Here is a 22,809-nt window from a genome sequence, read left to right as displayed (position 1 = left end):
GCTCCATTATTTCCCGATGCCTTCGGCGAGGCCTCGAATGAAGAAGCGTTGCGCGGCAAAAAACACGATGACAATGGGAAGTGCTGACAAGGTCATGGCCGCAAAAACCACGGCGTAATTCGTTCCGTGTTTCGACATGATAGATGTCAGGCCGACAGGAAGTGTCTGAAGGTCCGCACCGCTCGTAAATATCATTGCGAAGAGATATTCGTTCCATGCAAACAGGACGTGCAGGATGACACAGGACACCAGTATCGGCTTGCACAGCGGCAAGATCACGCGCCAGAAGATCTGGCCTTCACTCGCGCCGTCCATGACGGCAGCCTCGTCGAGATCACGCGGGAGGCCAAGCATATAGGCGCGGATGAGGAAGGTTGTGAACGGTATGCGGAAGGCTGTATAAAGGATGATCAGTGCCCAATAGGTATTATAGAGGCCCAATTCCTGCATCATGCGCACAAGCGGAATGACAGCGACCGTCGGGCTGAGCATGAGACCACCAAGCACGATGCCGACGAAATAAGGCTTTCCAGGAAGCTTCGAGCGCGTCAGGCCGTAAGCAGTCCAGGCGCTGATCAGTACCGTGCAGATCGCCGATCCAAGCGTGACGATGACGCTTGTCGCTATGTAGTTGCGTATGCCCTGGTTCCACGCGGATATGTAGTTGCCAAGCGTGAAGTTCGTCGGAAGCGCAAACGGATTTCCGAAGATCTGCGCATTGCTCTTGAAGCCATTTAGCGCCATCCAGATAAGTGGATAGATGACCACGATGCCAAGACTGACAAGAAAAGTAACGAGGCAAACTTTCGCCAGCACCTGAACGAAATCCAGGCGTTCCGTCTCGGGGGGCCTAAGATTGACGCTCATAGATGAACCCTCCGCCTCTTCGTGTACCAAAGCTGTCCGAAGCCGGTCAGCAGGGTTATGACAAAGATGACGGATGCAACTGCCGCGCCATAACCGAAATCATTTTCGATGAAACCTTGTTGATACAGCCAGGTTCCTAGCACCTGGCTGCTATTGTTTGGGCCGCCAGCCGTCATGACCATGACTTCGTTAAAGACCTGGAATGCGCCGGTAATCGTGACGATCACCATCAGTGCCGTCATCTCTCGGGTGAGCGGCATCGTGATGCTCCACAGCCGGCGCCAGGTGCCCGCCCCGTCCATGATCGCTGCATCATATAGCTCGCGGGGTATCTTCTGTATTGCAATGCCGAACAGCAGCGTCGAATAGCCGAAACCCTGCCATTGGCTCATGGCGATGATGGCATAGATTGCCGTTTGCTCTTCACCCAGCCACGCACGTGACCAGTTCCCCAATCCGATTTGCGTAAGCGCCGAGTCGAGCAGACCGATGTCCGGCTGATAGATGAAATAGAACAACAGACCCGTGACGGTGATCGAAATGGCCGAAGGTATGAAGTAGACGGCGCGCCAGAACCTGCGCCATTTTTCGTTGCCGAGGCCCTCGATTATTGCGGCCAGTACGAATGCGCCGAACACCTGAAAGATAATGGAGATGACGGCATAAAGCGTGTTGTTGAGGATTGCCGTCCAGACGATTGGGTCACCTTGCAGGCGCCGGTAGTTGTCCAGACCGATGAATGCCGTCTCGCCGGTGAAAATATCCTGGTTTTTGGTGCTTACGACGAAATTGTCGATGATCGGATAGTAGACGAACCACAGGATGAGAACGAAAGCTATGAGGACCCAGCGCAACGACAGCAACGTCGCCAGCATGCCGGCGTGATCCGCATCAGCTTTTCTTCGCAGAGTGAAGCCTGCCTTGGCGGCTTCACCCTTATAGTCATGCTTCATGACAGTCATCGTCTGACAGCTTTCTTACTTCGAAGAGGCCGCAGCTTTCTTCACTTGTTCCAAGACCTGCTCAGGGGTCTGCGAGCCGCCAATGAGTGCCTGCAGACCTGACAGCCATGCAGCTGCCACGCGCGGTGGATTGGCTGTATCCAGCCATGGCATCAGGTATGAAGACTCTGCAATAATCTTCAGGCCGCCGACGACCGCCGGGTTCATCGTGTCCGCAGAATAGCCACCGACCGTCGCACTTGGCTGACCATAGGGCGGAGCCGACAGGATTTTGCCGTTTTCGGCCGATGTGACGAATTTCATGAAATCGACGGCGAGCGGAATGTTCTTCGAGGCAGCATTGATCATGTAGCCTTCCGGTGCGCCTTCGATCGACTTCACATCGCCCTTGGCATCCTTCGGAGCAGGCAATTTGAAGTAGCCGAAATCGTCCTTCTTCAATGCGCCATCAGCAGTGCTTTGATCGAATTCGATGATTTCCTGATAGTACATTGCAGACTTGGCATTGCTGAATTGCTGTAGTGCCGATGCATATGACGAGCCGTTTGTCCCCGCTCCATCCGAGCACTCATCGATCAACTGCTTGAACTGCGTCAGACTGACAACATAGCCCGGGTCCGAATAGTCGGCCGTGGCTGGCTTGAAATCCCTCTCGAGAGTCGCCTGCGGCACGTTATAGGCGAGAAGCTGTCCCGCATAATGGACGGCTGGCCAGCCTTCTTTGTTGCCGAACGAGATCGGCGTTACCCCAGACTTGCGCAGGGTCGCGCAGGCAGCGAGCAATTCCTCGAAACTCTTTGGCTCCGCAACGCCTGCCTTTTCGAACAGCGGCCTGCTGTAGCCCATGAACTTGGCATCGAGGTAAAGGGGGATTCCATAGAGCTTACCGTTATACTGGAAGGCGCTAACTGCGGCATTTGCGAGTTCCTTGCCCCATACGGTGTCCGGGCCGATCACCTTGGTCAGATCGACGGCGCGATTGCCACGGACGAAGTTTTCGCCCCAGCTGCCCGTCCAGGTAAAATAGATATCAGGCAATGAGTTCGAGGCAACGAGCGCCTTCGTCTTGCCCTTCACGCTGTCGTCGCTTTCCTGAATGAGCTCGACTTTCACGCCCGGATGAAGCTTCTCGTATGCTTTTGCCGCATCGACAAAAAACGGAGAGAGCTGCTGAAGGCCGAATTTGGTCAGAATGCTTACGGTGCCGGAATATTCAACTTTCGCATCGGGATCCGCAACGACCGGATCGTTTGCCCATGCAGCGTTAGCGCCACCGACAATCAATCCGACTGCTACGTACGACGCGAGACTTGTAGTCCTCAAAAACGTTTTGCTCTTCATTTCGCAGTTCCTCTCTTTTTTGATCTTTCGTTTCTGTGAATGAATTTCATCCCGATCCAATATGATCGGATCGGGACAAGCTCAGTATTCGACGCGCTTGTAGTAGCGGCGCGTAGTGAGTGGATGGTCACGCAAGACCTCCAGATGCGCGCTCAGGCGCTCCAGCATGGTTGCGAGGATAAGGGGAGATATCAGCTTACGCGTTTTGTCGGAAACGCCTGGAAGTTGCGCAGAGGCAGCATCCAGAACGCGTACCTTGTCCGTGTAGCGTTTCGCAAAATTTTCAACGCGGTCGGCCAACGGACGGCAGGCGTCTTCGCCTTTGAAGATGAACAGGCTGACGCCGGGCTCAACCAGTTCGAGTGTACCGTGGAAGAAATCGGACGCATGTACGGGACGCGTACGTATCCACTGCATCTCCTCGAGAATGCACATTCCGTAATAATGCGCTTGCGGCCAGACCGAACCTGCACCCGTGAAGATGTGGTAATTCTCATCCTTGATCTCTTTAGCCAGCGTCGCAGCGCGCGCCTCGTAATTCTCTTTGACGGAGACCAGCAATTCCGGAAGTTGCTTCAGTTCCGCTACGGTCTTGTCAAAGTCGGTGTACTCGCCGCGTTCCACCAGCAGCGAAAGAACGATCAGCAGCGTTTGCAGGTAAAATGACTCCGATGAGGTGTCGTCTTCCGCAAAGTTGGTGAAGTTATAATCAGCGTCGAGTCCCAACGGGGTGTTCTTGTGCCCGGTAAGCGATAGTGTCTTGACGCCTCTTTCCTTCAAGAAGGACAAGAGCTGCACACTTTCCTTGGTGGTTCCGGATAGAGACGGGAGAATGACCAGCGCCCGTTCGTCCAGACCGGCCGGGGCTTCCAGAATAACCTGCGCAGGAAACGCTGCAGATACCGGGAAAACCGTCGAAGCGCGTGCAAGCTCAATAGCAGGCTGGGTCAGAAATTGTACACCGCCCGTGCCCATGAAGAAAACGCGTTCCAGGCCATCATCAAGCAACTTGCGCATCAAAACGCGCACGTCTTCCGCAATGGCAACCGCGCCACGTTGTATGTTCACAAAGCGATCTTTATCGAAGTTGAGCATTAAAACCTTCCCGTTTGCGCATTTCAAGATCCGCCCTCAAGAGCGCGATCCTGCCTTGTGCGAATGTTCGTTAAAACCATGTGAGATCGATCTCACATGCATTAAACGCATAAGATTTCGCTGCTGACAAGTAGGTTTTTTGATTTTTTCGTGTGGGGTCGGTCCGACTTAACCTTCGGGTCTGCGGCTCACTGAGCCTCGGATCAAGAGCTTGGTTTCAAAGCGAATTTGTTGAGGTGGGCTGCTTTGTCCCGTAAGTTTTTCGAACAGGAGCCGCGCTGCCGCAAGCCCGATTTCCGATACAGGCTGCGCTACAACTGTAATTTGAGGATCGGTAAACGTCGCTAGATTGAAGTCATCGAAGCCGACGAGCGATACGTCGTGCGGGATTGAAATGCCCATCGCGCGAAAGGCCAACAGAGCTCCTTGCGTCATCAGGCTGTCGACGGTGAACAGAGCCGTGGGTGGAGTTTTCTGACTGAACAAACGAATTGTTGCATCGATCGCGTGTTCCACGGTTGATTGAGACACGGAAATCATCCGGTCATCGGGAGTAATGCCACCAGCCGTGAGCGCACTTTGATAACCGCTCAAGCGCTCGCGTGACGTGAAGATGCGCGTGTCATCCTGCAAAAGGCCGATGCGGCGATGGCCCATCGCGATCAGATATTCTATGGCCTTGCGTGCACCGCCCTCGTTGTCGACCACAACACTGTCGCATTCGATACCCTTCACGACACGGTCGATCAGGACCAACGGCACGTTTTCCTCTATCAGGCGCTCTAGATGGAAGTTGTTCTCGTCAGACGTCGGCGCCACGATGAACCCTCGAATACTGAGAGATTGGAGGCTTGCCAGCAACGAAACCTCTTGTTCCAGTTCTTCTTCACTGCTGCCGATGATGAGATTGTACCGGTACTTCCGCGCCAGCACCTCGATATCATGCGCGATCCGGGCGAAGAACGGATTCTGTATGTCACCGAGAATGCAGCCAATAATCGGCAACTGACCATTGCGCAGGGCTTGTGCCAGGCGGTTGCCCCTGTAGCCGAGTTTTTCCGCAGCTTCATGAACTTTTCGAGCTGTTTCATCGCCAACGTAACCATAGCTGTTGAGAGCGCGAGCAGCCGTTGCACGCGAGACGTTTGCGTAAGCCGCCACATCCTTCAATGTCGCCGGTTTCTGAGCCATTTCACCCTTCTCGAAAGCAAGTACATTCCACCGCTCTCGCTCCTTGTATCCCTGGCTTGCCGGTTAGCATAGGCCGGGCGTTATGGGAACTCGGCTCCGAAGGTGAAACGATGTTCCCGCTTACAAGAACGTCGGAAATCTCACTTTTTGAAATGTCTCCTTACCGCGATGACGTATAACGCCTTCGCTTCTTTGCATTACTCTGCGTTGCGGCTGGACGTACGTTCAGAACCGCGTTGGTCTGAAAGGCTCCAGAAGGGGGTTTGTTTGCCCCGTCGCAATTTCACCCGCCATAAGTTCTCCGGCAATTAGCCCGAGGGTTGCACCACTATGGCTGAAGGCGAGGTAACAGCCCTCCACATCCTTCACAGGACCGAATACGGGCTCGCCGTCTCCTGGAATTGGCTTGGGGCCAATACCGTAGCTCGCAACAGCAAGTTTTGGATTGCCCGCCAGAACGTTCGAAGCCTCATCGAGAAGTCCCAGCATCGTTGATTGGTCCACGTGATAGGTGCCATCCGGGCGCGTCACGACCTCTTCCTCGGACCAGGCGGAATCAAGGGCGAAGCCGCCCGACGGCATCGGCCGGATGGCGACGCGCGGCGTGTTCAAAACTGCGCGTAGAGGATGAACAATCGGCTCTGTACGCACGAGAAGCGCAATCGGCGTCGCATCGGGAATTGTCCTGCCGATCTCCATGGCCATGGAAGGAACTGCCGGCCCGGTTGCAAGCAACATTGCGTCCGCGCCAATCTCTCTGCCGTCTTCCAGCATAACCACGCCGGCCCGCCCGCCAAGGGTCAACAGCTTGGCGCGGCCTCCATCTGTTATCACCTCGCCGCCAAGTGTCTGAAATTCGCTCATCAGAAAGGCAATCAGCGAGGGAAGATCTACCCATCCTTCACCGGGATTGAAGATAGCCCCTTGGGCAGGGACAGACCGCGCATCTACGCCGGGCGTTACCGACGCTATCTCATCGGCAGACAGCAAGCGGGCGTCGTAGCCTATCGATCGCTCATAGACTAAAACGTCGGCAATTTCGTTCTTGGCGTCGTCGGCATCCCACGTCAATCCACCATCGAAACGCAGCCAGCCGGCGCCCGGATGCGTCGCTGCCAGGGTGCGATAGCGATCGATCCCGGCGAGGCGCAGGTAGTGGTAAGCGGCAGAACGCTGACGCGCGGAGTTGAGCCAGGCGAGCGAGCGTCCCGATGCGCCCCGCGCAAGCGGCCCATCATTGACGAGAATGGTCCGAACACCATGCCGTGCCAGATGCAAAGCAGCAGATGCACCGAAGATACCGCCGCCGACCACGACGACTTTCGAGACTACGGGAGCGGATAAATTCATGACGTTACTTTCATATTGATGAGCCGGTTTTTGCCTATTCCCGCAGTGCTGGTTGTTACAGCACTTCAGCCAGGAACTGCTTCAGGCGGGGACTTTTTGGATTGTCGAAGATTTCAGATGGTGGGCCTGTTTCGATCACGCGGCCTTCATCCATGAAGATGACCTGGTCGGCGACCTTCCGGGCAAAACCCATCTCGTGGGTGACGACGACCATCGTCATGCCACGCCGACCAAGATCTGCCATAAGGTCGAGCACGCCTTTCACCAATTCCGGATCGAGCGCGCTCGTCACCTCATCAAACAGGATGACCTCCGGCTCCATGGCCAGGGCACGCGCAATAGCCACGCGTTGTTGCTGGCCACCGGAGAGCCGTCCTGGCCGGTGATCCTTGCGTGAGGCCAGACCGACATCGGAGAGGCTGGCTTCAGCGATCCGTTTTGCCTGACGCTTGGGCAGGCGCTTGATCTTGAAGAGTGCGAGCATGACGTTTTCCAACGCCGTATGGTCCGGAAAAAGGTTGAAATGCTGGAATACCATGCCAACCCGCCGGCGGAGCGTTTCAGGTTTCATCGTCAGGATTGTCGTTCCGTCGAGGAGAATATTTCCGGCCTTCGGTTCGACGAGCCGGTTCAGGCAGCGCAGCAGCGTCGACTTGCCAGAGCCCGAGGGACCGATAACGCAGGTTACCGAACCGGCTTTCACCGCAAGGCTCACCTGGTTGAGAACGTTAAGGTCGCCATATGCCATGTCGAGTTCGCTGACAGCGAGGCTGCCGCCTGTGAACCGCGGTTTTGCCGGGTCGATCGTTGCCCTGTCAGGCTCGGCGCCGACGGGTGCCTGGTGGTTGACGGCGTCGTCCAGTTCATCGACTTCGACAAGTCCGCTGGTGAGCGCACCGGACGTGTGTTTCCCTGTCCTTAGACTGTTGTCGATAAAGTTGACGAGGTGGGTGAGCGGAACAGTGATGATCAGATAGAACACCCCGGCAAGCAACAGCGGCGACAAATTGCCCGTGACAACCGCTTGATCCTGGCCGACACGGAAAATCTCACGCTCCGCCGCCAGCAGTCCAAGGAAGTAGACTAGGCTGGAGTCTTTCACATTACCGATGAACTGATTGACAAGTGCTGGCAATACGCGCCGGACCCCTTGCGGGACGACGATGAGGCGCATGCCTTGCCCATAGCTCATGCTCAAGGCGCGGCATGCTTCCATCTGGCCGCGCTCGACGCTTTGAATTCCCGCGCGGAATATCTCGCCGATATAGGCACCGGCGATCAGGCTCAGCGCCAGAATGCCGAGCGGATAGGGAGATGGGCCGAAGAACTCTCTTCCAATGCGAGCAAAACCTTGGCCAATGAGCAGGATTGTTACAATGGCCGGCAGGCCGCGGAAGATATCCGTGTAGATACGGGCCGGCATTCTCAGCCAGAGCGATTGCGAGATACCCATGACGGCAAGAACCATCCCGATGATTACGCCGAGTACCGTCGATGCTGCGGCGAGGATCAACGTGTTCTTTAACCCGACGGTAATCATAGTCGGCAGGACCGCTGCCATAGCCTCCCAATCGAGGAAACTGCGACGCAGGTTTTCCATCCAGTCCATACTGTTCCCCTTATCGTTAGGTCAGCCCGTAAGCGGGGCTGCAGCCGGCGTCAGGTATTATTGCTTTTTCGGAAGGTACTGATCCGGCATGGGCGAACCCGGAAACCATTTCTCATAGAGCGTCTTCCAGGTGCCGTCCTCCATGACAGCATGCAGTGCCGTGTTGAGCGCCTCGCGTAAGCCATCATTGCCTTTGCGCACGACGAATCCTGCCGGTGCATCAAATGAGGGAATATTCGCGGCGATCTTCAGCTCGGGATAACGTTCACTGTATTGCTTGGCGGCCTCGTAATCGAGGAAGTGGGCATCAACCGTTCCGTTGTTCAGGGCTGAGATAGCAGAATTATTATCCGGGAATTTGACCAGATCGGTGCCCGCGAAGTTTTTTCCGGCATAGATTTCCTGGAGTGTCCCCTGCACGACGCCAAGGCGCTTGCCTTTCAAGCCTTCGGCGGACGTGATCGCCTTATCCGAGGTCAGGACAGAAAGGTAGCCGGCAAGATAGCCGTCGGAAAAATCTACTGTCTTCTTACGTGCTTCCGTGGTTCCAATTGCCGCCACAGCGACGTCAAACCGCTGGTTGGCGACCGATGGCATCAGGGCTGAAAATTCCTGGCCGGTGAAGATGACCTGGCCCTTCTGAAAACCAAGACGGCTCGCGACGTTAAGAAAGAGCTCGATATCGAAACCGGTAAACTCGCCCTCCGCGGTGGTGAATGTATAAGGTTTGGCATCGCCCATTGTGCCGACGCTGATCACCTTCGGATCGATGAGACCATAGGGATTGTCACCGGCGGCCTGGGTCTGCGCGACGGAGAAAAAGCCGGCCAGTATCAAACTCAATGCAACTGCGGCCCGTCTGGCCGCAGGTGCGAACATTTTGGTTCCGTGAATGCTTATCATCTGTTGTTCTCCTCTGACGTTGTATTTCTTGTCTGAGCCTGCCGAGATCCGCAGCTGTAAAGGTCAGGAAACTCGGAATTTCGACATCATCAGACAGATTTTTCTTTATAGAGACCGGTCTCTTATTGATTGAGACCGGTCTCAATGATAATTGATATATTCACATTGACCTCCCGTCAACAACTCTAGTAGTCGTTCAGCACATGAATAGTTCGAACCCCAGGATCCACTCGGTCACGGTCGCCGATGTCGCGCGAGAGGCAGGTGTCTCGAAGGCTACGGCGGCGCGCGTATTGGGAAATTATGGGGTCGTCAGCGAGAAGATAAGAGGCGATGTATTGGCGGCTGCCAAACAGCTCGATTATCGCCCCAATGAACTCGCCCGGAGCATGACGACAGGAAGATCCGGTATCATTGGCGTCGTGGTCGGTGACATCGAGAATTCCTTCTTCGGCTATGCTGTGCGTGGGATCAGCGACACGGCCCGTTCTGCCGGCTTCAATGTAATCCTGGCAAATTCCAGCGAGCAGATCGAGATGGAGAAGGCGGCGGTCCGGGTGTTGATCGGCAAGCGTGTCGACGGCCTGATCGTTACCCCGTCGGAATCGCGCGACATTTCACACCTGCGCGAAATACATCGTTCCGGCCGACCCCTGGTGCTCCTTGACCGGGCGCTTCCTGATTTCGACGTCGATACTGTAACCGTGGACGATAGCAAGGCAGCCCAGCGCGCCACTGAAATCTTGACTGCCTGCGGCCATCGAAGGATCGCCTATATCACCGCTGTCGATTTCGCAGGGCATGAATATAAGGATTTGGGGCAGATCTATACCTCTTCCGTGCGCGAACGCATCGAGGGCTTCATGACGGCATGCGACATCGCCGGCCTGCTGCCATCGGACCGGCTGATTATGCTGGGTGCGACCACTCCGCAGGCGACGGCCGACATCACCGACAAGCTGTTGTCGCGCTCAAACCCGCCGACGGCTATCATCGCGTCGGACAGCGTGATCGCTCTTGAGATTTTCAAGGTCGTGCGGCAGCGAGGCCTGCGCATTCCTGAAGACCTGTCGCTCATAACATTTCATGATGCCGACTGGACAACCGTTACCAGCCCCCCCATTACTGTCGTCGACCAGCCGGCCTATATTCTTGGCCAGACAGTGGCCGAGCTCCTCATACGGAGGCTCAAGGGTGAAGCCAGACCGCCTGCGCGGATCATCGTTCCCACTTCGATCATCGAGCGGGGTTCCGTTGCGCCGCCGTTGGACCAGGACAAACCTCGTACTCGGTCATGAGAACCCGTCAGCGGCGAGGTGACAGCGGTGTATCTGCATACGCAAACTCCTGGACCCTGGAACAATGCTCCGCGTCCCCGTTTTCAGTGCGAGAGATCTAGCCATGCGCGCCGATGCCGGCGATTCGGCACTATCTCGGAAGAAACCTTTTGCTATTGATCGCCAGCACCCGACCGGGTCCGTGTACTGCTGCAAAGAGAAGGCCAGCGGTGAACGTAAAATGGTCGACGAAGAAACCGAATTCAGACTGGTTCCCTTTCCAGTGCGAAGGACCGTGGAACGCAAATGCGAGGAACACGACATAAGCAGCAGCCATAAGCGCAGCTTCAGAGAAGTAGGCGCCGGTGAAGAAACATGCAACAAGCCCTAGCTCAAGCAATGCGGCAAGCCATGCCAGAAGCTTGGGCAAAGGGAAACCCGCGGCAGCGATGTAATCTGCCGTTGCCGCAATATCTATGAACTTGAAACTTGCAGCCATTATGAAAACGAGCGCGAAAATTAGTCGCGCTGTCAGAACCGCCGCCGTTGTCCATCCCGCCTTATTTGATCCTGTCACCATCGCCATAACGTCCATCCCTATCACCTGATCTAACTAGCCGAAAGTAGTTGGCTCGCTGCAAGGACGAACAAGGGGGACCTTTCCCGACACGACCACTTACAATAGTGCCTATAAAGCTCGAACTCCGCGGGATCCAACCGCAATTCTTCGCTGCGCGGCAGCAATGCGCGGCGATTCATCTGCGTTTCGCGCAAGATATCGTGCGATTTATAGGTGTAGCTGGAGTGGGTGCGAGGATGAAGCGCGATTTGCACCAGATAACGTGGCTTGTCAGATCCATCTGTCCGGAGTTCGACGTCGTGGTTGCGAATGGGTCGGATAGCCGTGCCCTTAGAAAATTTTTGTGACAGACCCCGCCAAACTTGGGTACCCTCGTCTCTTTCAGACTTTATTTTTTATCGTGTATGTGCCCGAAGAAGCGCGCATCCTGTTGCTGACGCAAACTAAGAAGGAGTGAGGCGTCTAGTTCCACATCTGCGAGCCGGATCGGGTCGCCCGCCTTCACCGGGCGGATCAATCTTCGGTTCGCCACCAGGTAGAAAGGAGCTGGTTGCTCCGCCGCGAGCGGTCCTGCAGGAAGGAGGACCGCCGAAACCTGTTCGATAGCGTGGTGGTGGCCCGTCGCAGCCAAAATCTTGCCGGTGCCAAGGTCGACTTCCGCGATCGCGGCAATATCGAAACGCGGTTGCGGATGCCGTGATCCGCTGGAACGAAGCCGTAGTCCTGCGTCGAGGACGCTGGTGGCCGCCTCAAGCCCGAGAAGGTGGCGCGGGAGATAGACCATCGCCGTCGCTCCGCTGCGGCTTAGAACATGGCCTTTTTCCGCAAGAAGGCTCCAACTCGCTGCATCTCGGCACCGAACCACGACGAAGACGCCGCCGGCAAAGCTGACTTCGCCAGGAAGGCGCAGGCAATGGAAGACATCCATTCGGCGTTCGCCCTCCAAGAGCCCGCCATCTGTCTGGGTGGAGAAGAACGTTGGCACCTCCGAAATCCGGGCTATAGGACAGTGAAGGCCTGGACAGTCAGGGGCAAGATCGATCGAATGGGAGACAACGGCGAGTTCGCACAGATCTGGAACCGCGCGTTGGGGCAATGCAGCAGCCGATCGTGACCGTGCGGCGACAATTTCGTTGACGTCACGTTGGCCAAGTTCAAGATGGTCGGCAAAGCCGGGAGCATCGACAACAACGCCATTGCTCGTAAGCGTTCCCGTCAGGGGGTCGAAGACGAAATCATACTCGCTGGACTTTCCGGCACAGACAATTTCGAAACCAAGAACCTCCGCCCATGTGACGAGGCCGATCAAGAGGCTGGGCTGATCGCCATCGACCGGAGTGACCACCGTCCCCCTTTGCGATGCCATTTGAGCAAGTCCGGGCCCGATGACGCTGTCAACCTCTTTGGATACAAGCGCGACATGTTTGCCTGCACTGATCGCAAGCTCGGCGTGACGTGCACCGGCCTCCGCGTGCCCAGTCGCTTCTACCAACACATCAAATGGCAAATCGACGACATGTGCGACGTCCCCGGCAGCAATGTACTGGCCATTCTCCCATGCCCGCTGGGCCTCCTCCTTGCTGCGGCACTCAGCGACCGCCTCGAAGCCGGCGGACTTCATGGCCGCGGCGGCCGTAGCGCTATCGACATCGACGGCGATGCGCAAATCGAGGAGAGCAATGTGTCTGGACTGGGCCATGAAGCTCCGGCCAAACCCGCCGGTGCCCACAATGCACACGCCGATTGGCCGCGGCGCATGGCCGAAATAATCATGATAATTCACGTTGTTGATCCTTTCGGTACGGGGCTTAAACCTTCGCCGAATGTCTCGCGGCACGGCGCCGGAGATTGTGGACGCCAACTGCGTTTGCAAATACCGGCCAGAGAAGCATCAGCAGTCCCAGCACCATGATTCCAGTGACCAGCGGGTTCGACCAGAAGATCGACAGCGAGCCATTGGACATCAGCATGGATTGACGGAAAGCATCTTCAGCCTTGTCGCCAAGGACCATGGCGAGAACGAGTGGAGCGATCGGGTAGTCCAGTTTCTTGAACAGATAGCCGAGTATGCCGAAGCCGAGGACCAGCCACATATCGAAAGTCGAATTAGCTATTTGATAAGCACCTGAAAAGATAATGGCCACGATCACCGGTCCGACGATCGAGAAGGGTACCCGCAGAATGGACGCATAGATAGGAACCGTGGCAAGTACCAGCACAACGGCGACGACGTTGCCAAGATACATTGAAGCGATGAGCCCCCACACGAAATCCGGTCGGTCGATAAAGAGCATAGGGCCGGGTGTCAGCCCCCATATCATCAGCCCTCCCATCATCACCGCCGCCGTTGCAGAGCCGGGCACGCCAAGGGCAAGCATGGGCAGCAGCGCCGCTGTACCTGCCGAGTGGTCAGCCGTCTCCGGAGAGACGATGCCGCGAGGGTCGCCCTTGCCAAATTGGGACTTGTCCCTGGCAAACCGTCTTGCCAGGCCATAGCTCATGAACGAGGCCGCCGTCGGGCCGGCCGGCGTGATCCCCATCCAGATGCCGATTACCGTTGAACGCAGGATCGACCAGCTGTAACGGGGCATCTCCTTTAGCGCATTGAGGACATCGACGATCCTGACCCGCGCCTTGATGCCGTCGAACCGCAAGCCTTCTTCTGTGGTGAGCAGCAACTCGCCAATACCGAAAAGTCCCATGACTGCCACGAGGAACGAGACCCCCTTGATCAGATCCGGAATACCGAATGTCAGGCGCAATCCGCCGGAAATCGTATCCATGCCGACGGTGGCAAAGGCGAAGCCCAGCATCATCGTGACAAGGGTCTTGGCCGGTGCATTTCCGCTCATTCCTATGAAGCTGGCGAATGCCAGAAAATAAACGGCGAAAAATTCGGGCGAGGAGAACTGCAACGCAAAACCGGCAACCCAGGTGGAAAGCAGGGTGATCATGATCACACCGGCCAATGCCCCGATACCGGCTGACATGAACGCAAGCGTAAGCGCGCGTGTCGCCTGGCCGTTCTTCGCCATAGGATAGCCGTCAAAGGTCGTCGCCACAGATGAAGGTTCCCCAGGGATATTGAAGAGGATCGAGGTCGTCGAGCCACCAAACAGGGCGCCCCAATACATGCAGGAAAGGAGGATTATGGCCGAGATCGGATCCATCGTGAACGTCAGCGGCAGGAGCAGCGAGACGCCGTTCGGCGCACCGAGACCTGGCAGCACACCGACGAGGATCCCGAGCATGACGCCGATTATCATGATAAGAATGTGGTGACCCGTGATGATGGTCGAAAACCCATCCATCAGATAGCTGAAATTTCCCATCGGCATCTCCCAAGTGTCCCGGCAATTGCAGGATCAGTAAATTCCGAGCCAACCTTCGATCGGCCCCTTGAGCAGCGGCACCTGAAAGCCGACCTCAAAAACGAGATAGAAAAGTGCGGAGACGGCGAGCGCGGCGCAGGCTGACACCCACCACCGGTAACCTCCCTGCCATTTCATGGAGCCGAGGATATAGAGCGCCGTGCCTACATAGAGACCAAGGAGAAGCGATATGACGATGAAGGCAACGATGGGCAGAAAAAAACCAAGGACGGGTTTGGCCCGTTCGATATCAAGGAAAATCTCGCCTTCGTGGTTGTAGAAGAAGAGGGTGCGCAAGAGCGTAACGGCACTTCCCAGGATTACCAGGCTACCGACAATGAAGGGGAAATAACCCGGCTCGGGCCCGGTCTCATTCCAACCGACTCCACTTCGCCACGACTCAATGCAGATGGCGATGCCGACCCCTCCGGTCAGGAGCGTTGTTACGATTTCCATCGTCTTGCGGGATACATATCCCTTTTGCAACTCGGCCATGCTCTCCTCCATCCGCAGTCAAACGCGAGGCGCCCACCGCGAGCGCCTCGCGATCAGATCACTCGACCAGCCAGCCTTCGCGCTTGAGAACCTTGACCACATTTTCGCGATCACTGGTTTGATAGGTGGTAAAGTCGCCACCAGCGAGGAACTGCGACGTTTGCGAAGTCTTGGCCACATAGTCGGCCCATTCCGATGTCTCGGAGACCTTCTTCAAAACGTCGCGATAGAATTTCACGGCATCCTCATCGACCCCGGCGGGCAACCAGACCGTGCGTGGCATGCGATAGCTGTCAATCGCCAAACCGGCCTCGGCGCATGTCGGTATGTCGCTCCAGCCCTTGCCGTCATGCACAGGCTCGCTTTTGGGAAAACGGTCGGGCCGGAAGACACATAGTGGCTTCACCATTCCCGCCTGCCATTGGCCGCGGTTCTCATTGGGATTGTTTACATTTGCATCGATGTGGCCGCCAGCCAGCTGCACCGCGGCCTCGCCGCCGCTCTTGAACGGAATGTACCGGAACTCGGCCCCTGTCGTCTCGGCTATTGTCGAGACGAGAATCTGGTCCGTGTCCTTGGACTGGCTACCGCCGAACTGGATCGCTTTCGGCTCGGCCTTTGCTGCAGTTACAAAGGTCTTGATGTCATTGACTTCGGATTTGCCATTCACCCAGACCAGGAATTCATCGAGCGCGAGTGCAGCGACCGGCGTCAGGTCTTCAGGCTTGTAGGGAACAGCCGCAACACTTGGCAGCAGATATTCGTTGTTCGTACCGAATGTCAGTTTGTAAGGATCGCCCTTGTAACCGGCGGCGTAGACGAAACCCTCGGCGCCACTACCGCCGCCCTTGTTGGTCACAACGACCGGCGCATCCATCAACTTATGCTTGGCGATGATGGATTGCACCGTTCGCGCGAAGTTATCCGTGCCGCCACCTGGACCAGAGGTGACAACGAACTCGACTGGTTTTGTCGGTTCGAAGGCCACTGCCGGGGTGATGGCCGTCATTGCGAGCAGCATCCCTGCGATTTGTTTCAGCATATTGAATCCTCCCTGTTGCTATACCGCCCGCCGCATGCTCCAACCCCGACGGCACGGTCCTGTCCTCGTTAACTCCTGTTGCGCGCCGCTTCTCTCGAGACGATTTGCTGCCTGGCCATTTTCGCCGCCAACAGCCCAGCCTCGCGCGACGCGCCGACGTCCGCGATGCCGCGCCCGGCAATGTCGTAGGCTGTGCCGTGTGCCGGCGTACAGAGCGGGAATGGCAACCCACCCATCATCGTGACTCCCTTGTCAAAGCCCATCATCTTCATCGCGATCTGGCCCTGGTCGTGGTACATGGTTAAAACTGCGTGGAAGCCTTCCTTCAATGCCCGCAGGAATACCGTGTCTGCGGGAAATGGCCCATCCACGGCATAGCCCGCAGCCTTCGCACGGGCGACGGCAGGCTCGATGACTTCGATTTCCTCCATCCCGAAACTGCCGCCATCGCCAGCGTGCGGATTGAGCCCTGCGACTGCGATTTTGGGATTGTCGATGCCAGCGAGGCGCAGACAGGCAGCGGTCAGCTCGACCTCCGCCAGGATGGCGTCGATGCTGATGTGGGCGGAAACGGCAGAAAGCGGGATATGCGAGGTTACACGCGCATTCCAGACGTGTTCGAGAACGTTGAACTCGCGCATCTTGCCGTTGAAGGACAGAACATCGGAGACAAATCGAATCTCGTCATCGTAGCCGGGATAGGCGTAACGCATCGCTTTCTTGTTGAAAGGTGTGAAGCAGATTCCATCAACGCTCCCCTTGTCGGCCAGATGGAGAGCGAAGCGAAAATTTTCGGTCGCAAACGTACCACCTGCAAGCGTTGCCTCGCCTCGCACCACATCCTTGGAATCGAGGTTGCAAAGATCCACAAAGACTGGCCGCTCCGAAAGTTCCGTCGAAAAGTCGCTCGCCGACCGATAGTCGAGATCGAGTTCGATGTTTGCGGTTCCTGCACCCTCCTCCAGGATGCGGCGATCGCCGATGACGATGAAATGAGCAGCATTTTGGAGTTCAGGCAGGGCAAGCATTCGTGCGGTGAGTTCCGGACTAATTCCGGCCGGATCGCCCATGGCAAGCGCCAGAACGGGCCGCACCACTTCCGCAGTGGCTGCTGGTTTGGCATTCGCCATAGAAAACTCCTCCTCTCCGATGAAGCTTAAAGGACTACAAACAAATTTTCCTGTATGCAAGCATTTTGTATACAGTATAAAAAATAACGTATGAAGGCGGTATCATTTTTGTTCTACCAATGCGAAAATGACCGGAGGAACCGACTCGCCAGTTGGGCAGCGGAACGAGGGGAAAAACACCATGGCATCTGAAATGGTCGAGGCTAACGGACGACGGACAGTTGCCACTATCTCGCGTCAGTCGCTCCATGGAGAAATCGTCACGCGTTTGCGGGACATGATCATCGAAGGAGATCTGCAGCCGGGCGAGCGCATTTACGAAACCCAGCTCGGAGAGGAACTGGGCGTATCGCGCACGCCGCTGCGCGAAGCCCTGAAATTCCTGGCCAGCGAAGGGTTGGTTGAGCTCGTGCCAAGCCGGGGGGCCGTGGTCAAGCGTTTCTCCGCCAAGGATGTGGAGGATATGCTCATTGTCCTGCGGTCATTGGAAATGCTCGCCGGACGTATCGCATGCGCGGTGGCGAGCGACGAAGGCATCGCGCGGTTGCGTTCACTTCATGATGCAATGGTAAAACACTATAAGGCTGCTGAACGGCTCGAATATTACAAGGTGAATCAACAGATCCATACGGGGATTGTAGCCCTGGCAAACAATGCCCCCCTGGCCGAAGTGCACGGATTGCTACAATCGCGTGTGAAGCGCATCCGCTTCATCGGACACGAGGGAGCTGAACGATGGGCAGGAGCAGTGGCCGAGCATGAGGGGATCATTGCAGCGCTCGAAGCACGCGACGCCGAGACTTTAGCTCGCGAGCTAGACACTCACCTCGCCAATGGCTGGGAGCGGGTGAAGTCCGTCGTGTGATTTACGAGATTTTCTTTCTGGCTGTCATACGCATCTGCCGCCACGAAGTATGAATTCGCATAGTTCGGAACCCCGGTGTTTGCCGGAATATGCGCTCGCTGACATCCCCCTCGCTCATACCCGGCTTGAGAGCCCGAACAACGGTATCCAGGGAAAAATCGCGATTGCAGTTGACCCGTCGGCTGACACTGCGCGTGCACGCTCATAAACGCTCCAACTCACTTTAAAGGTTCAACCATGATTTATGAGATCGCTGTGCTGCCCGTTTACAAGGAGCATCTGAAACGTTCAGACAAGCATTCGCCGAAGTCGCTCCGCTACCTACCCGCGCAGAAGGTTACCCCGGTCACTGGCGCAAGAGATCGAAATGCCCGAACTATTCCACCTGATTGCGCGAGGGCGCTCAATCGAGGATCACACGTTGGGCTTCGAAGCGAGTGAAGACCATCGGATGTTCATGATGGGCTTACAGGAATATTTTTCGGAAGAACCGCATGTCTATCATCTCGAAGGCGGAGCTTTTGCCGCAAGCGACCATGATGATCTGAATAGTGCCGTTAGTATGGACAACGCCGGTACGCCTAGGAATTTGCGGCTTTAAAAGTATTGGGTGGTTGTTAGCTCGTTTTTACTGCCACTCATTTCCGGCACGCAAATCCCGCTGTCAGTCGGTGAAGGAAAGACTTCATATGCAGATTGGGACTTCAAAGAGATTTACCCGGGTGACTCGCGTGTCGCAATGAACTCACAACAGCGATATTTAGTTACTCACTGACGCAGCTGCTGAACAAACAAAACATACCCTTAACCGCCAGGAAATTTGGCGGAGGCCGCGCTACCCGCTTAAATCACATAGTTATCCCATTGAGATACCTCATATTTCTGCCGCAAACATTAAGAACTTGCAATTGCTCATCACTAAAAACTTGTGATTTCACGGCATCATTGACTTGTGATAGATCATCATTATATACTTGTAATTGCACAACACCAAAAACTTGCAAAGGCAGGTGATGGCCAAGCCCCATGAAAAACTCGCTGAATCCCTAGCCATCCTCAAAAAGCTGCAGGAAGGCGAGCGGCGCATATTCAAGTCGGACGAACTATCCCGCGTTCACCGAGAGCGACTGCTGCAGAATGGCTTTCTGCGCGATGTGATTAGAGGCTGGGTCATGTCGACCGGCCCCCAGGCGCAGCAACAGGACACCACCCCCTGGTACGCAAGCTTCTGGGAATTCTGTTCTCTGTACTGCAATGAGCGGTTCGGCAAGGACTGGTTCTTGTCACCAGAGCAGTCGCTTTTGCTGCATGCGGAAGCGCCCACCATTCCGCCGCAGGTGGTGGTTAACACACCCAAGGGCAAGAACAACAAAATCAACCTGTTGTTTGGCACTTCCATCTATGACCTCCAAGTCAAGGAAATGCCAGAACAGCTGACGGAAAAGAACCGTCAGCGCATATTCACGGTTGAGGCCGCGCTTATTCGTGTACCGGAAGCATTTTTCCAGCGCGCGCCGATCGAGATACAGGTCGCAATGGCGTCCGTGCGCGACGTCTCAACTGTTCTGGCCTTATTGCTTGATGGCGGCCATTCCTCCGTGGCGGGACGACTTGCCGGCGCTTTCCGCCGCGTAGGGCGCGACGCCTTCGCGGATGAAATCGTGGTGGCCTTTAAAGCGGCCGGGTATGACGTGCGCGAGTCCGATCCGTTCGCGGGTCAAGCTGGTGTGACCGTTATCCCGGCGGGGGTACCGCCGCTGGTCGCCCGCCTGCGCGCGATCTGGGAATCACAGCGCGAAGCCGTCATTGAAATATTCCCAAAGGCGACTGGCCTGCCGGTCGACAAGGACGCCTATATGAAGTTCCTCGAGGATATCTACGAGAGCGACGCCTATCATTCGCTGTCGATCGAAGGGTACAGCGTCACACCCGAGCTCATCGACCGTGTGAGAGAGGGAAGCTGGAACCCGGAGATCGATGAAGACGACCGCAAGAACCGGGATGCGCTTGCCGCGCGCGGTTACTACCTCGCCTTTCAGAAGGTCAAAGAGTCGGTCGCCGCTATCATAAACGGCAAGCCGGCAGGAGCGTTGACGCGGGAAACACATCGAGAATGGTACCGGGAACTGTTCGCGCCCTCCGTGACCGCTGGTATACTCAGGGCGAGTGCGCTTGCCGGATATCGCAATCAACCTGTGTACCTGCGGGGCTCGCAACATGTACCGCCGCGAGCAGAGGCGGTGGCCGATGGGATGATCGCGCTATTCGATTTACTGGAGGCGGAGAAAGAAGCATCCGTGCGCGCCGTGCTCGGACACTGGCTCTTGGGCTATGTGCATCCCTATCCGGACGGCAATGGCCGGATAGCGCGGTTTCTCATGAATGCCATGCTGGCCTCCGGCGGTTATCCCTGGACAGTCGTCAGGGTGGAAGACCGCAGGGCCTATCTGGCAGGGCTGGAGGAAGCGAGCGGCAATATGAATGTGAAGCCGTTTGCCGCGTTCCTGGCAGAGCAGGTGAAGTGGTCGTTTGAACAAACAAGTAGCGGCGTACGGTAACGGTGTTGCGTAGGGCTAGGCATGTGCCCATCCAAGCCGGCCATGCCTGAACCAGAAATGCGAAGCGCAAATCCTCGTTCCGCTAACGCTTTGACCGTGGTGCTGACGTCGATCGCGTCGACAGCTCGGCCTGAGCGCTTCCGACACTTGGAAATGTATCGCACTGCAACTGCGAGTTCCTCAACTATATAAACGATTGATCCGTCTCGGATCCAAGTTTTGTTCAATCAGGAACTGGGCGAGAAACCGTTCCTTTGAAAATGCCGATAAGAGCGATTTTCGAGCGCTTTCGATTGTAGCCTGGATGTCTACAATCCATATCAAGTTGCGAATTCATAACGATACGAAAAGGAAACGAATGGCCATGCTATTGCGGGAGCGTTGTCATCGCCGACGCGCCAAAATCAGATGCCAGCCGTGACTTGAAAGAATAACGGGTTTAGGCGGCCGAGTGCTGATAATCCGATATCGGAGCGGGTGAGTTCAAACACTCGGGAAAGTTTCGTCGTCACCCAGCGCTCAGGTGCCGGTAACGCGCCAGATGACGTCGCCCACATCGTCTGCCATCAACACAGCGCCGTCAGCCGCCAGCGCCACTCCAACCGGGCGGCCATAAGAATAGTTCTCGTCCGGCGACAGGAAATCGGTGAGAATTTCACGCGGCATTCCCACAGGCTTGCCCTTCTCAAAGGCGACGAATGCCAGCTTGTAGCCTGAGAGCTTGGAGCGATTCCACGACCCGTGCTGGCCGATGGCCATGCCAGACGGAAAGCCCGGCAGTGTGCCCTCGGGCAGCCAGCAAAGACCCAGCGAGGCCGTATGCCCGCCCAGCGCATAGTCGGGTCGCAGGGCCGAGGCCACTTTGGTATGGTCCTGCGGCACCCGATCGTCCACCACCCGGTTCCAATAGCAATAGGGCCAACCGTAAAACCCACCATCGCTGACCGATGTCAGATAGTCAGGTGGCGTCTCATCGCCCAGCCCGTCGCGCTCATTGACTACTGTCCAAAGCATCCCTTCCTCAGGCTCCCAGACCATGCCCACGGGATTGCGCAGGCCACCGGCAAAAATGCGCGACCGCCCCGATTTGAGGTCATATTCGTGAATGCAGGCGCGGTTTTCTTCGGCCGCCATGCCCGCGTCACCGATATTGGTGAGCGACCCCACGGTCACGTAAAGCTTGGTACCGTCCTTGCTGACAATCAGATTACGCGTCCAATGCCCGCCGGGCACCAGATCCATTAGCTTTCTGAACGGTTTGGAGATACTGGTCGCGCCCGCCTCGTAGGGGTAGGCCAGAAGCGCATCGCTGGCTCCGACATAAAGCGTCTCCCCGACAAGCGCGATGCCGAAGGGCTGTCGCACATTCTCGATATAGGCGTGACTTTCCTCGGCCACCCCGTCGCCGTCAGCATCGCGCAGTAGCGTCACGCGGTTGGGGCTGTCGCCGGAAGCACGCGCCCGCTGCATCGTGGCCGACATGGCATGGTCGAACAAGGTGCGTGGATTCCCCGTTTCGCCCATCGATTCAGCCACCAGCACATCGCCATTGGGCAGCACATGTATATTACGAGGATGCACCAGCCCCCGCGCAAAGGCATTGACCTTTAGCCCGGAGGCGGCCGTCGGCTTGTGCTCACCCTCCCAGCCCTTGGCCGTCGGCATCTTCAACGTTGGTATCTTGCCTTGCGGTTTGGCCTCCGGAATGACCGGCGTTGTGCCATAGACAGGCGCTCGCGTGCCATCACCCGAATGACGAATAGCCGCGACGCCTTTGCTGACAAAGGCAATAAACCGGGCGAATGGGGAAGACTCGGCCATGGGTCGTCTCTGGCAATGAGGGAAATAAGGGGAACCCGAACGCTAAAGCCTTTACGCGACCAGCACTAGAGGGAGCCGAAAAAATAACAAGGTGAGGAAGAGGCTATGGGAGGAATCGGCAAGGGGCCGACAGCAGACCCATCGCTTCGGCAGGAAAGGGGCTCGCCGCAAATTCTTATCAAAGTCTGATTTGAGGTCGCTGCTGAACGGAAGCTATTCCCTCAATGCGCCCTGTAGCAGACGGACTGCTTGCGACCCCATCTCGGTCAATGATGGCACTAGTTCAGTTGCCACGATGACGCGTAGACGATGCACATCCAAGGCTCATTGGAAATCTCGCGTCAAATGCCCT

The 22,809-nt window shown here is 56.4% G+C and carries 19 protein-coding genes; 4 read left to right on the top strand and 15 right to left on the bottom strand.

Translation table 11 applies throughout. The features are described from left to right. Positions 1-6 precede the first annotated feature (6 nt). The 8 genes from LB462_RS29095 to LB462_RS29060 all read right to left on the bottom strand — a co-directional run bounded on the left by LB462_RS29095 (position 7) and on the right by LB462_RS29060 (position 9,318). Positions 7-867: a carbohydrate ABC transporter permease gene (locus LB462_RS29095; RefSeq protein WP_224515309.1), complete on the bottom strand. Its 861-nt coding sequence runs from the start codon at positions 865-867 to the stop codon at positions 7-9. Further along, complete coding sequence (locus LB462_RS29090; RefSeq protein WP_224515307.1) at positions 864-1,820, bottom strand: carbohydrate ABC transporter permease; 957 nt, start codon at positions 1,818-1,820, stop codon at positions 864-866. Before LB462_RS29090 ends, LB462_RS29095 begins: the two co-directional genes overlap by 4 nt. A gap of 24 nt (positions 1,821-1,844) precedes the next feature. Then, the gene (locus LB462_RS29085; RefSeq protein WP_224515305.1) at positions 1,845-3,170 is read right to left on the bottom strand and encodes an ABC transporter substrate-binding protein; all 1,326 of its coding nucleotides are present in this window, start codon (positions 3,168-3,170) and stop codon (positions 1,845-1,847) included. A gap of 81 nt (positions 3,171-3,251) precedes the next feature. Next, the gene (locus LB462_RS29080; protein WP_224515303.1) at positions 3,252-4,265 is read right to left on the bottom strand and encodes an SIS domain-containing protein; all 1,014 of its coding nucleotides are present in this window, start codon (positions 4,263-4,265) and stop codon (positions 3,252-3,254) included. 168 nt (positions 4,266-4,433) lie between these two features. Continuing rightward, the gene (locus LB462_RS29075; RefSeq protein WP_224515301.1) at positions 4,434-5,456 is read right to left on the bottom strand and encodes a LacI family DNA-binding transcriptional regulator; all 1,023 of its coding nucleotides are present in this window, start codon (positions 5,454-5,456) and stop codon (positions 4,434-4,436) included. Between the two features lie 225 nt (positions 5,457-5,681). Next, positions 5,682-6,806 (bottom strand): NAD(P)/FAD-dependent oxidoreductase, encoded by a 1,125-nt coding sequence (locus tag LB462_RS29070; RefSeq protein WP_224515299.1) that lies wholly within the window; start codon positions 6,804-6,806, stop codon positions 5,682-5,684. A 55-nt stretch (positions 6,807-6,861) separates the two neighbouring features. After that, on the bottom strand, positions 6,862-8,415 hold the full coding sequence (locus LB462_RS29065; RefSeq protein ID WP_224515297.1) for an amino acid ABC transporter permease/ATP-binding protein: 1,554 nt from the start codon (positions 8,413-8,415) through the stop codon (positions 6,862-6,864). Positions 8,416-8,472: 57 nt separating this feature from the next. Further along, positions 8,473-9,318 carry an ABC transporter substrate-binding protein gene (locus tag LB462_RS29060; protein ID WP_255628087.1) on the bottom strand — a complete coding sequence of 282 codons (846 nt, stop codon included), beginning with the start codon at positions 9,316-9,318 and terminating at the stop codon, positions 8,473-8,475. Between the two features lie 203 nt (positions 9,319-9,521). On the opposite strand from LB462_RS29060, the gene LB462_RS29055 reads away from it, so the two are divergent. Further along, positions 9,522-10,616, top strand: coding sequence for a LacI family DNA-binding transcriptional regulator (locus LB462_RS29055; protein WP_224515295.1), 1,095 nt, complete (start codon positions 9,522-9,524; stop codon positions 10,614-10,616). A gap of 130 nt (positions 10,617-10,746) precedes the next feature. On the opposite strand, the gene LB462_RS29050 is transcribed toward LB462_RS29055, so the two are convergent. The 6 genes from LB462_RS29050 to LB462_RS29025 all read right to left on the bottom strand — a co-directional run bounded on the left by LB462_RS29050 (position 10,747) and on the right by LB462_RS29025 (position 17,213). Further along, a complete protein-coding gene (locus LB462_RS29050) occupies positions 10,747-11,175 on the bottom strand; it encodes a DoxX family membrane protein (RefSeq protein ID WP_224515332.1) in 429 nt (142 codons plus the stop codon). Between the two features lie 388 nt (positions 11,176-11,563). Continuing rightward, positions 11,564-12,958: an NAD(P)H-dependent oxidoreductase gene (locus LB462_RS29045; protein WP_224515293.1), complete on the bottom strand. Its 1,395-nt coding sequence runs from the start codon at positions 12,956-12,958 to the stop codon at positions 11,564-11,566. 25 nt (positions 12,959-12,983) lie between these two features. Then, positions 12,984-14,507 carry a tripartite tricarboxylate transporter permease gene (locus LB462_RS29040; protein WP_224515292.1) on the bottom strand — a complete coding sequence of 508 codons (1,524 nt, stop codon included), beginning with the start codon at positions 14,505-14,507 and terminating at the stop codon, positions 12,984-12,986. 33 nt (positions 14,508-14,540) lie between these two features. Continuing rightward, the gene (locus tag LB462_RS29035) at positions 14,541-15,041 is read right to left on the bottom strand and encodes a tripartite tricarboxylate transporter TctB family protein (RefSeq protein WP_224515290.1); all 501 of its coding nucleotides are present in this window, start codon (positions 15,039-15,041) and stop codon (positions 14,541-14,543) included. A gap of 58 nt (positions 15,042-15,099) precedes the next feature. Then, complete coding sequence (locus LB462_RS29030; protein WP_224515288.1) at positions 15,100-16,083, bottom strand: Bug family tripartite tricarboxylate transporter substrate binding protein; 984 nt, start codon at positions 16,081-16,083, stop codon at positions 15,100-15,102. Positions 16,084-16,151: 68 nt separating this feature from the next. Further along, positions 16,152-17,213: a 4-hydroxythreonine-4-phosphate dehydrogenase PdxA gene (locus LB462_RS29025; RefSeq protein WP_224515286.1), complete on the bottom strand. Its 1,062-nt coding sequence runs from the start codon at positions 17,211-17,213 to the stop codon at positions 16,152-16,154. A gap of 181 nt (positions 17,214-17,394) precedes the next feature. Between LB462_RS29025 and LB462_RS29020 the strand changes: the two genes are divergently transcribed. From LB462_RS29020 to LB462_RS29010, 3 genes are all read left to right on the top strand, one after another. Next, entirely contained in the window at positions 17,395-18,078 is a 684-nt protein-coding gene (locus LB462_RS29020; RefSeq protein WP_224515284.1) for a GntR family transcriptional regulator, read from the top strand. Positions 18,079-18,445: 367 nt separating this feature from the next. Next, positions 18,446-18,679 carry a hypothetical protein gene (locus LB462_RS29015; protein WP_224515282.1) on the top strand — a complete coding sequence of 78 codons (234 nt, stop codon included), beginning with the start codon at positions 18,446-18,448 and terminating at the stop codon, positions 18,677-18,679. A 412-nt stretch (positions 18,680-19,091) separates the two neighbouring features. Then, complete coding sequence (locus LB462_RS29010) at positions 19,092-20,636, top strand: Fic family protein (protein WP_224515280.1); 1,545 nt, start codon at positions 19,092-19,094, stop codon at positions 20,634-20,636. 519 nt (positions 20,637-21,155) lie between these two features. On the opposite strand, the gene LB462_RS29005 is transcribed toward LB462_RS29010, so the two are convergent. Then, entirely contained in the window at positions 21,156-22,457 is a 1,302-nt protein-coding gene (locus tag LB462_RS29005; RefSeq protein ID WP_224515278.1) for a PQQ-dependent sugar dehydrogenase, read from the bottom strand. Positions 22,458-22,809 lie beyond the last annotated feature (352 nt).

The sequence above is a fragment of the Phyllobacterium chamaecytisi genome, from assembly GCF_020164455.1.
GTDB classification, from domain to species: domain Bacteria; phylum Pseudomonadota; class Alphaproteobacteria; order Rhizobiales; family Rhizobiaceae; genus Phyllobacterium; species Phyllobacterium chamaecytisi.
Note: the sequence above shows the minus strand (reverse complement) of the source record. Positions and strands in the feature narration are given on the sequence as shown.

Excerpts from the sequence above, each read along its gene's own strand:
- LB462_RS29030 (WP_224515288.1), bottom strand. The coding sequence starts at position 16,083 with ATGCTGAAACAAATCGCAGGGATGCTGCTCGCAATGACGGCCATCACC.
- LB462_RS29085 (WP_224515305.1), bottom strand. The coding sequence starts at position 3,170 with ATGAAGAGCAAAACGTTTTTGAGGACTACAAGTCTCGCGTCGTACGTA.
- LB462_RS29025 (WP_224515286.1), bottom strand. The coding sequence starts at position 17,213 with ATGGCGAATGCCAAACCAGCAGCCACTGCGGAAGTGGTGCGGCCCGTT.
- LB462_RS29075 (WP_224515301.1), bottom strand. The coding sequence starts at position 5,456 with ATGGCTCAGAAACCGGCGACATTGAAGGATGTGGCGGCTTACGCAAAC.
- LB462_RS29015 (WP_224515282.1), top strand. The coding sequence starts at position 18,446 with ATGCCCGAACTATTCCACCTGATTGCGCGAGGGCGCTCAATCGAGGAT.
- LB462_RS29010 (WP_224515280.1), top strand. The coding sequence starts at position 19,092 with ATGGCCAAGCCCCATGAAAAACTCGCTGAATCCCTAGCCATCCTCAAA.
- LB462_RS29040 (WP_224515292.1), bottom strand. The coding sequence starts at position 14,507 with ATGGGAAATTTCAGCTATCTGATGGATGGGTTTTCGACCATCATCACG.
- LB462_RS29065 (WP_224515297.1), bottom strand. The coding sequence starts at position 8,415 with ATGGACTGGATGGAAAACCTGCGTCGCAGTTTCCTCGATTGGGAGGCT.
- LB462_RS29050 (WP_224515332.1), bottom strand. The coding sequence starts at position 11,175 with ATGGTGACAGGATCAAATAAGGCGGGATGGACAACGGCGGCGGTTCTG.
- LB462_RS29060 (WP_255628087.1), bottom strand. The coding sequence starts at position 9,318 with ATGATAAGCATTCACGGAACCAAAATGTTCGCACCTGCGGCCAGACGG.
- LB462_RS29020 (WP_224515284.1), top strand. The coding sequence starts at position 17,395 with ATGGCATCTGAAATGGTCGAGGCTAACGGACGACGGACAGTTGCCACT.
- LB462_RS29035 (WP_224515290.1), bottom strand. The coding sequence starts at position 15,041 with ATGGCCGAGTTGCAAAAGGGATATGTATCCCGCAAGACGATGGAAATC.
- LB462_RS29070 (WP_224515299.1), bottom strand. The coding sequence starts at position 6,806 with ATGAATTTATCCGCTCCCGTAGTCTCGAAAGTCGTCGTGGTCGGCGGC.
- LB462_RS29055 (WP_224515295.1), top strand. The coding sequence starts at position 9,522 with ATGAATAGTTCGAACCCCAGGATCCACTCGGTCACGGTCGCCGATGTC.
- LB462_RS29080 (WP_224515303.1), bottom strand. The coding sequence starts at position 4,265 with ATGCTCAACTTCGATAAAGATCGCTTTGTGAACATACAACGTGGCGCG.
- LB462_RS29095 (WP_224515309.1), bottom strand. The coding sequence starts at position 867 with ATGAGCGTCAATCTTAGGCCCCCCGAGACGGAACGCCTGGATTTCGTT.
- LB462_RS29090 (WP_224515307.1), bottom strand. The coding sequence starts at position 1,820 with ATGAAGCATGACTATAAGGGTGAAGCCGCCAAGGCAGGCTTCACTCTG.
- LB462_RS29005 (WP_224515278.1), bottom strand. The coding sequence starts at position 22,457 with ATGGCCGAGTCTTCCCCATTCGCCCGGTTTATTGCCTTTGTCAGCAAA.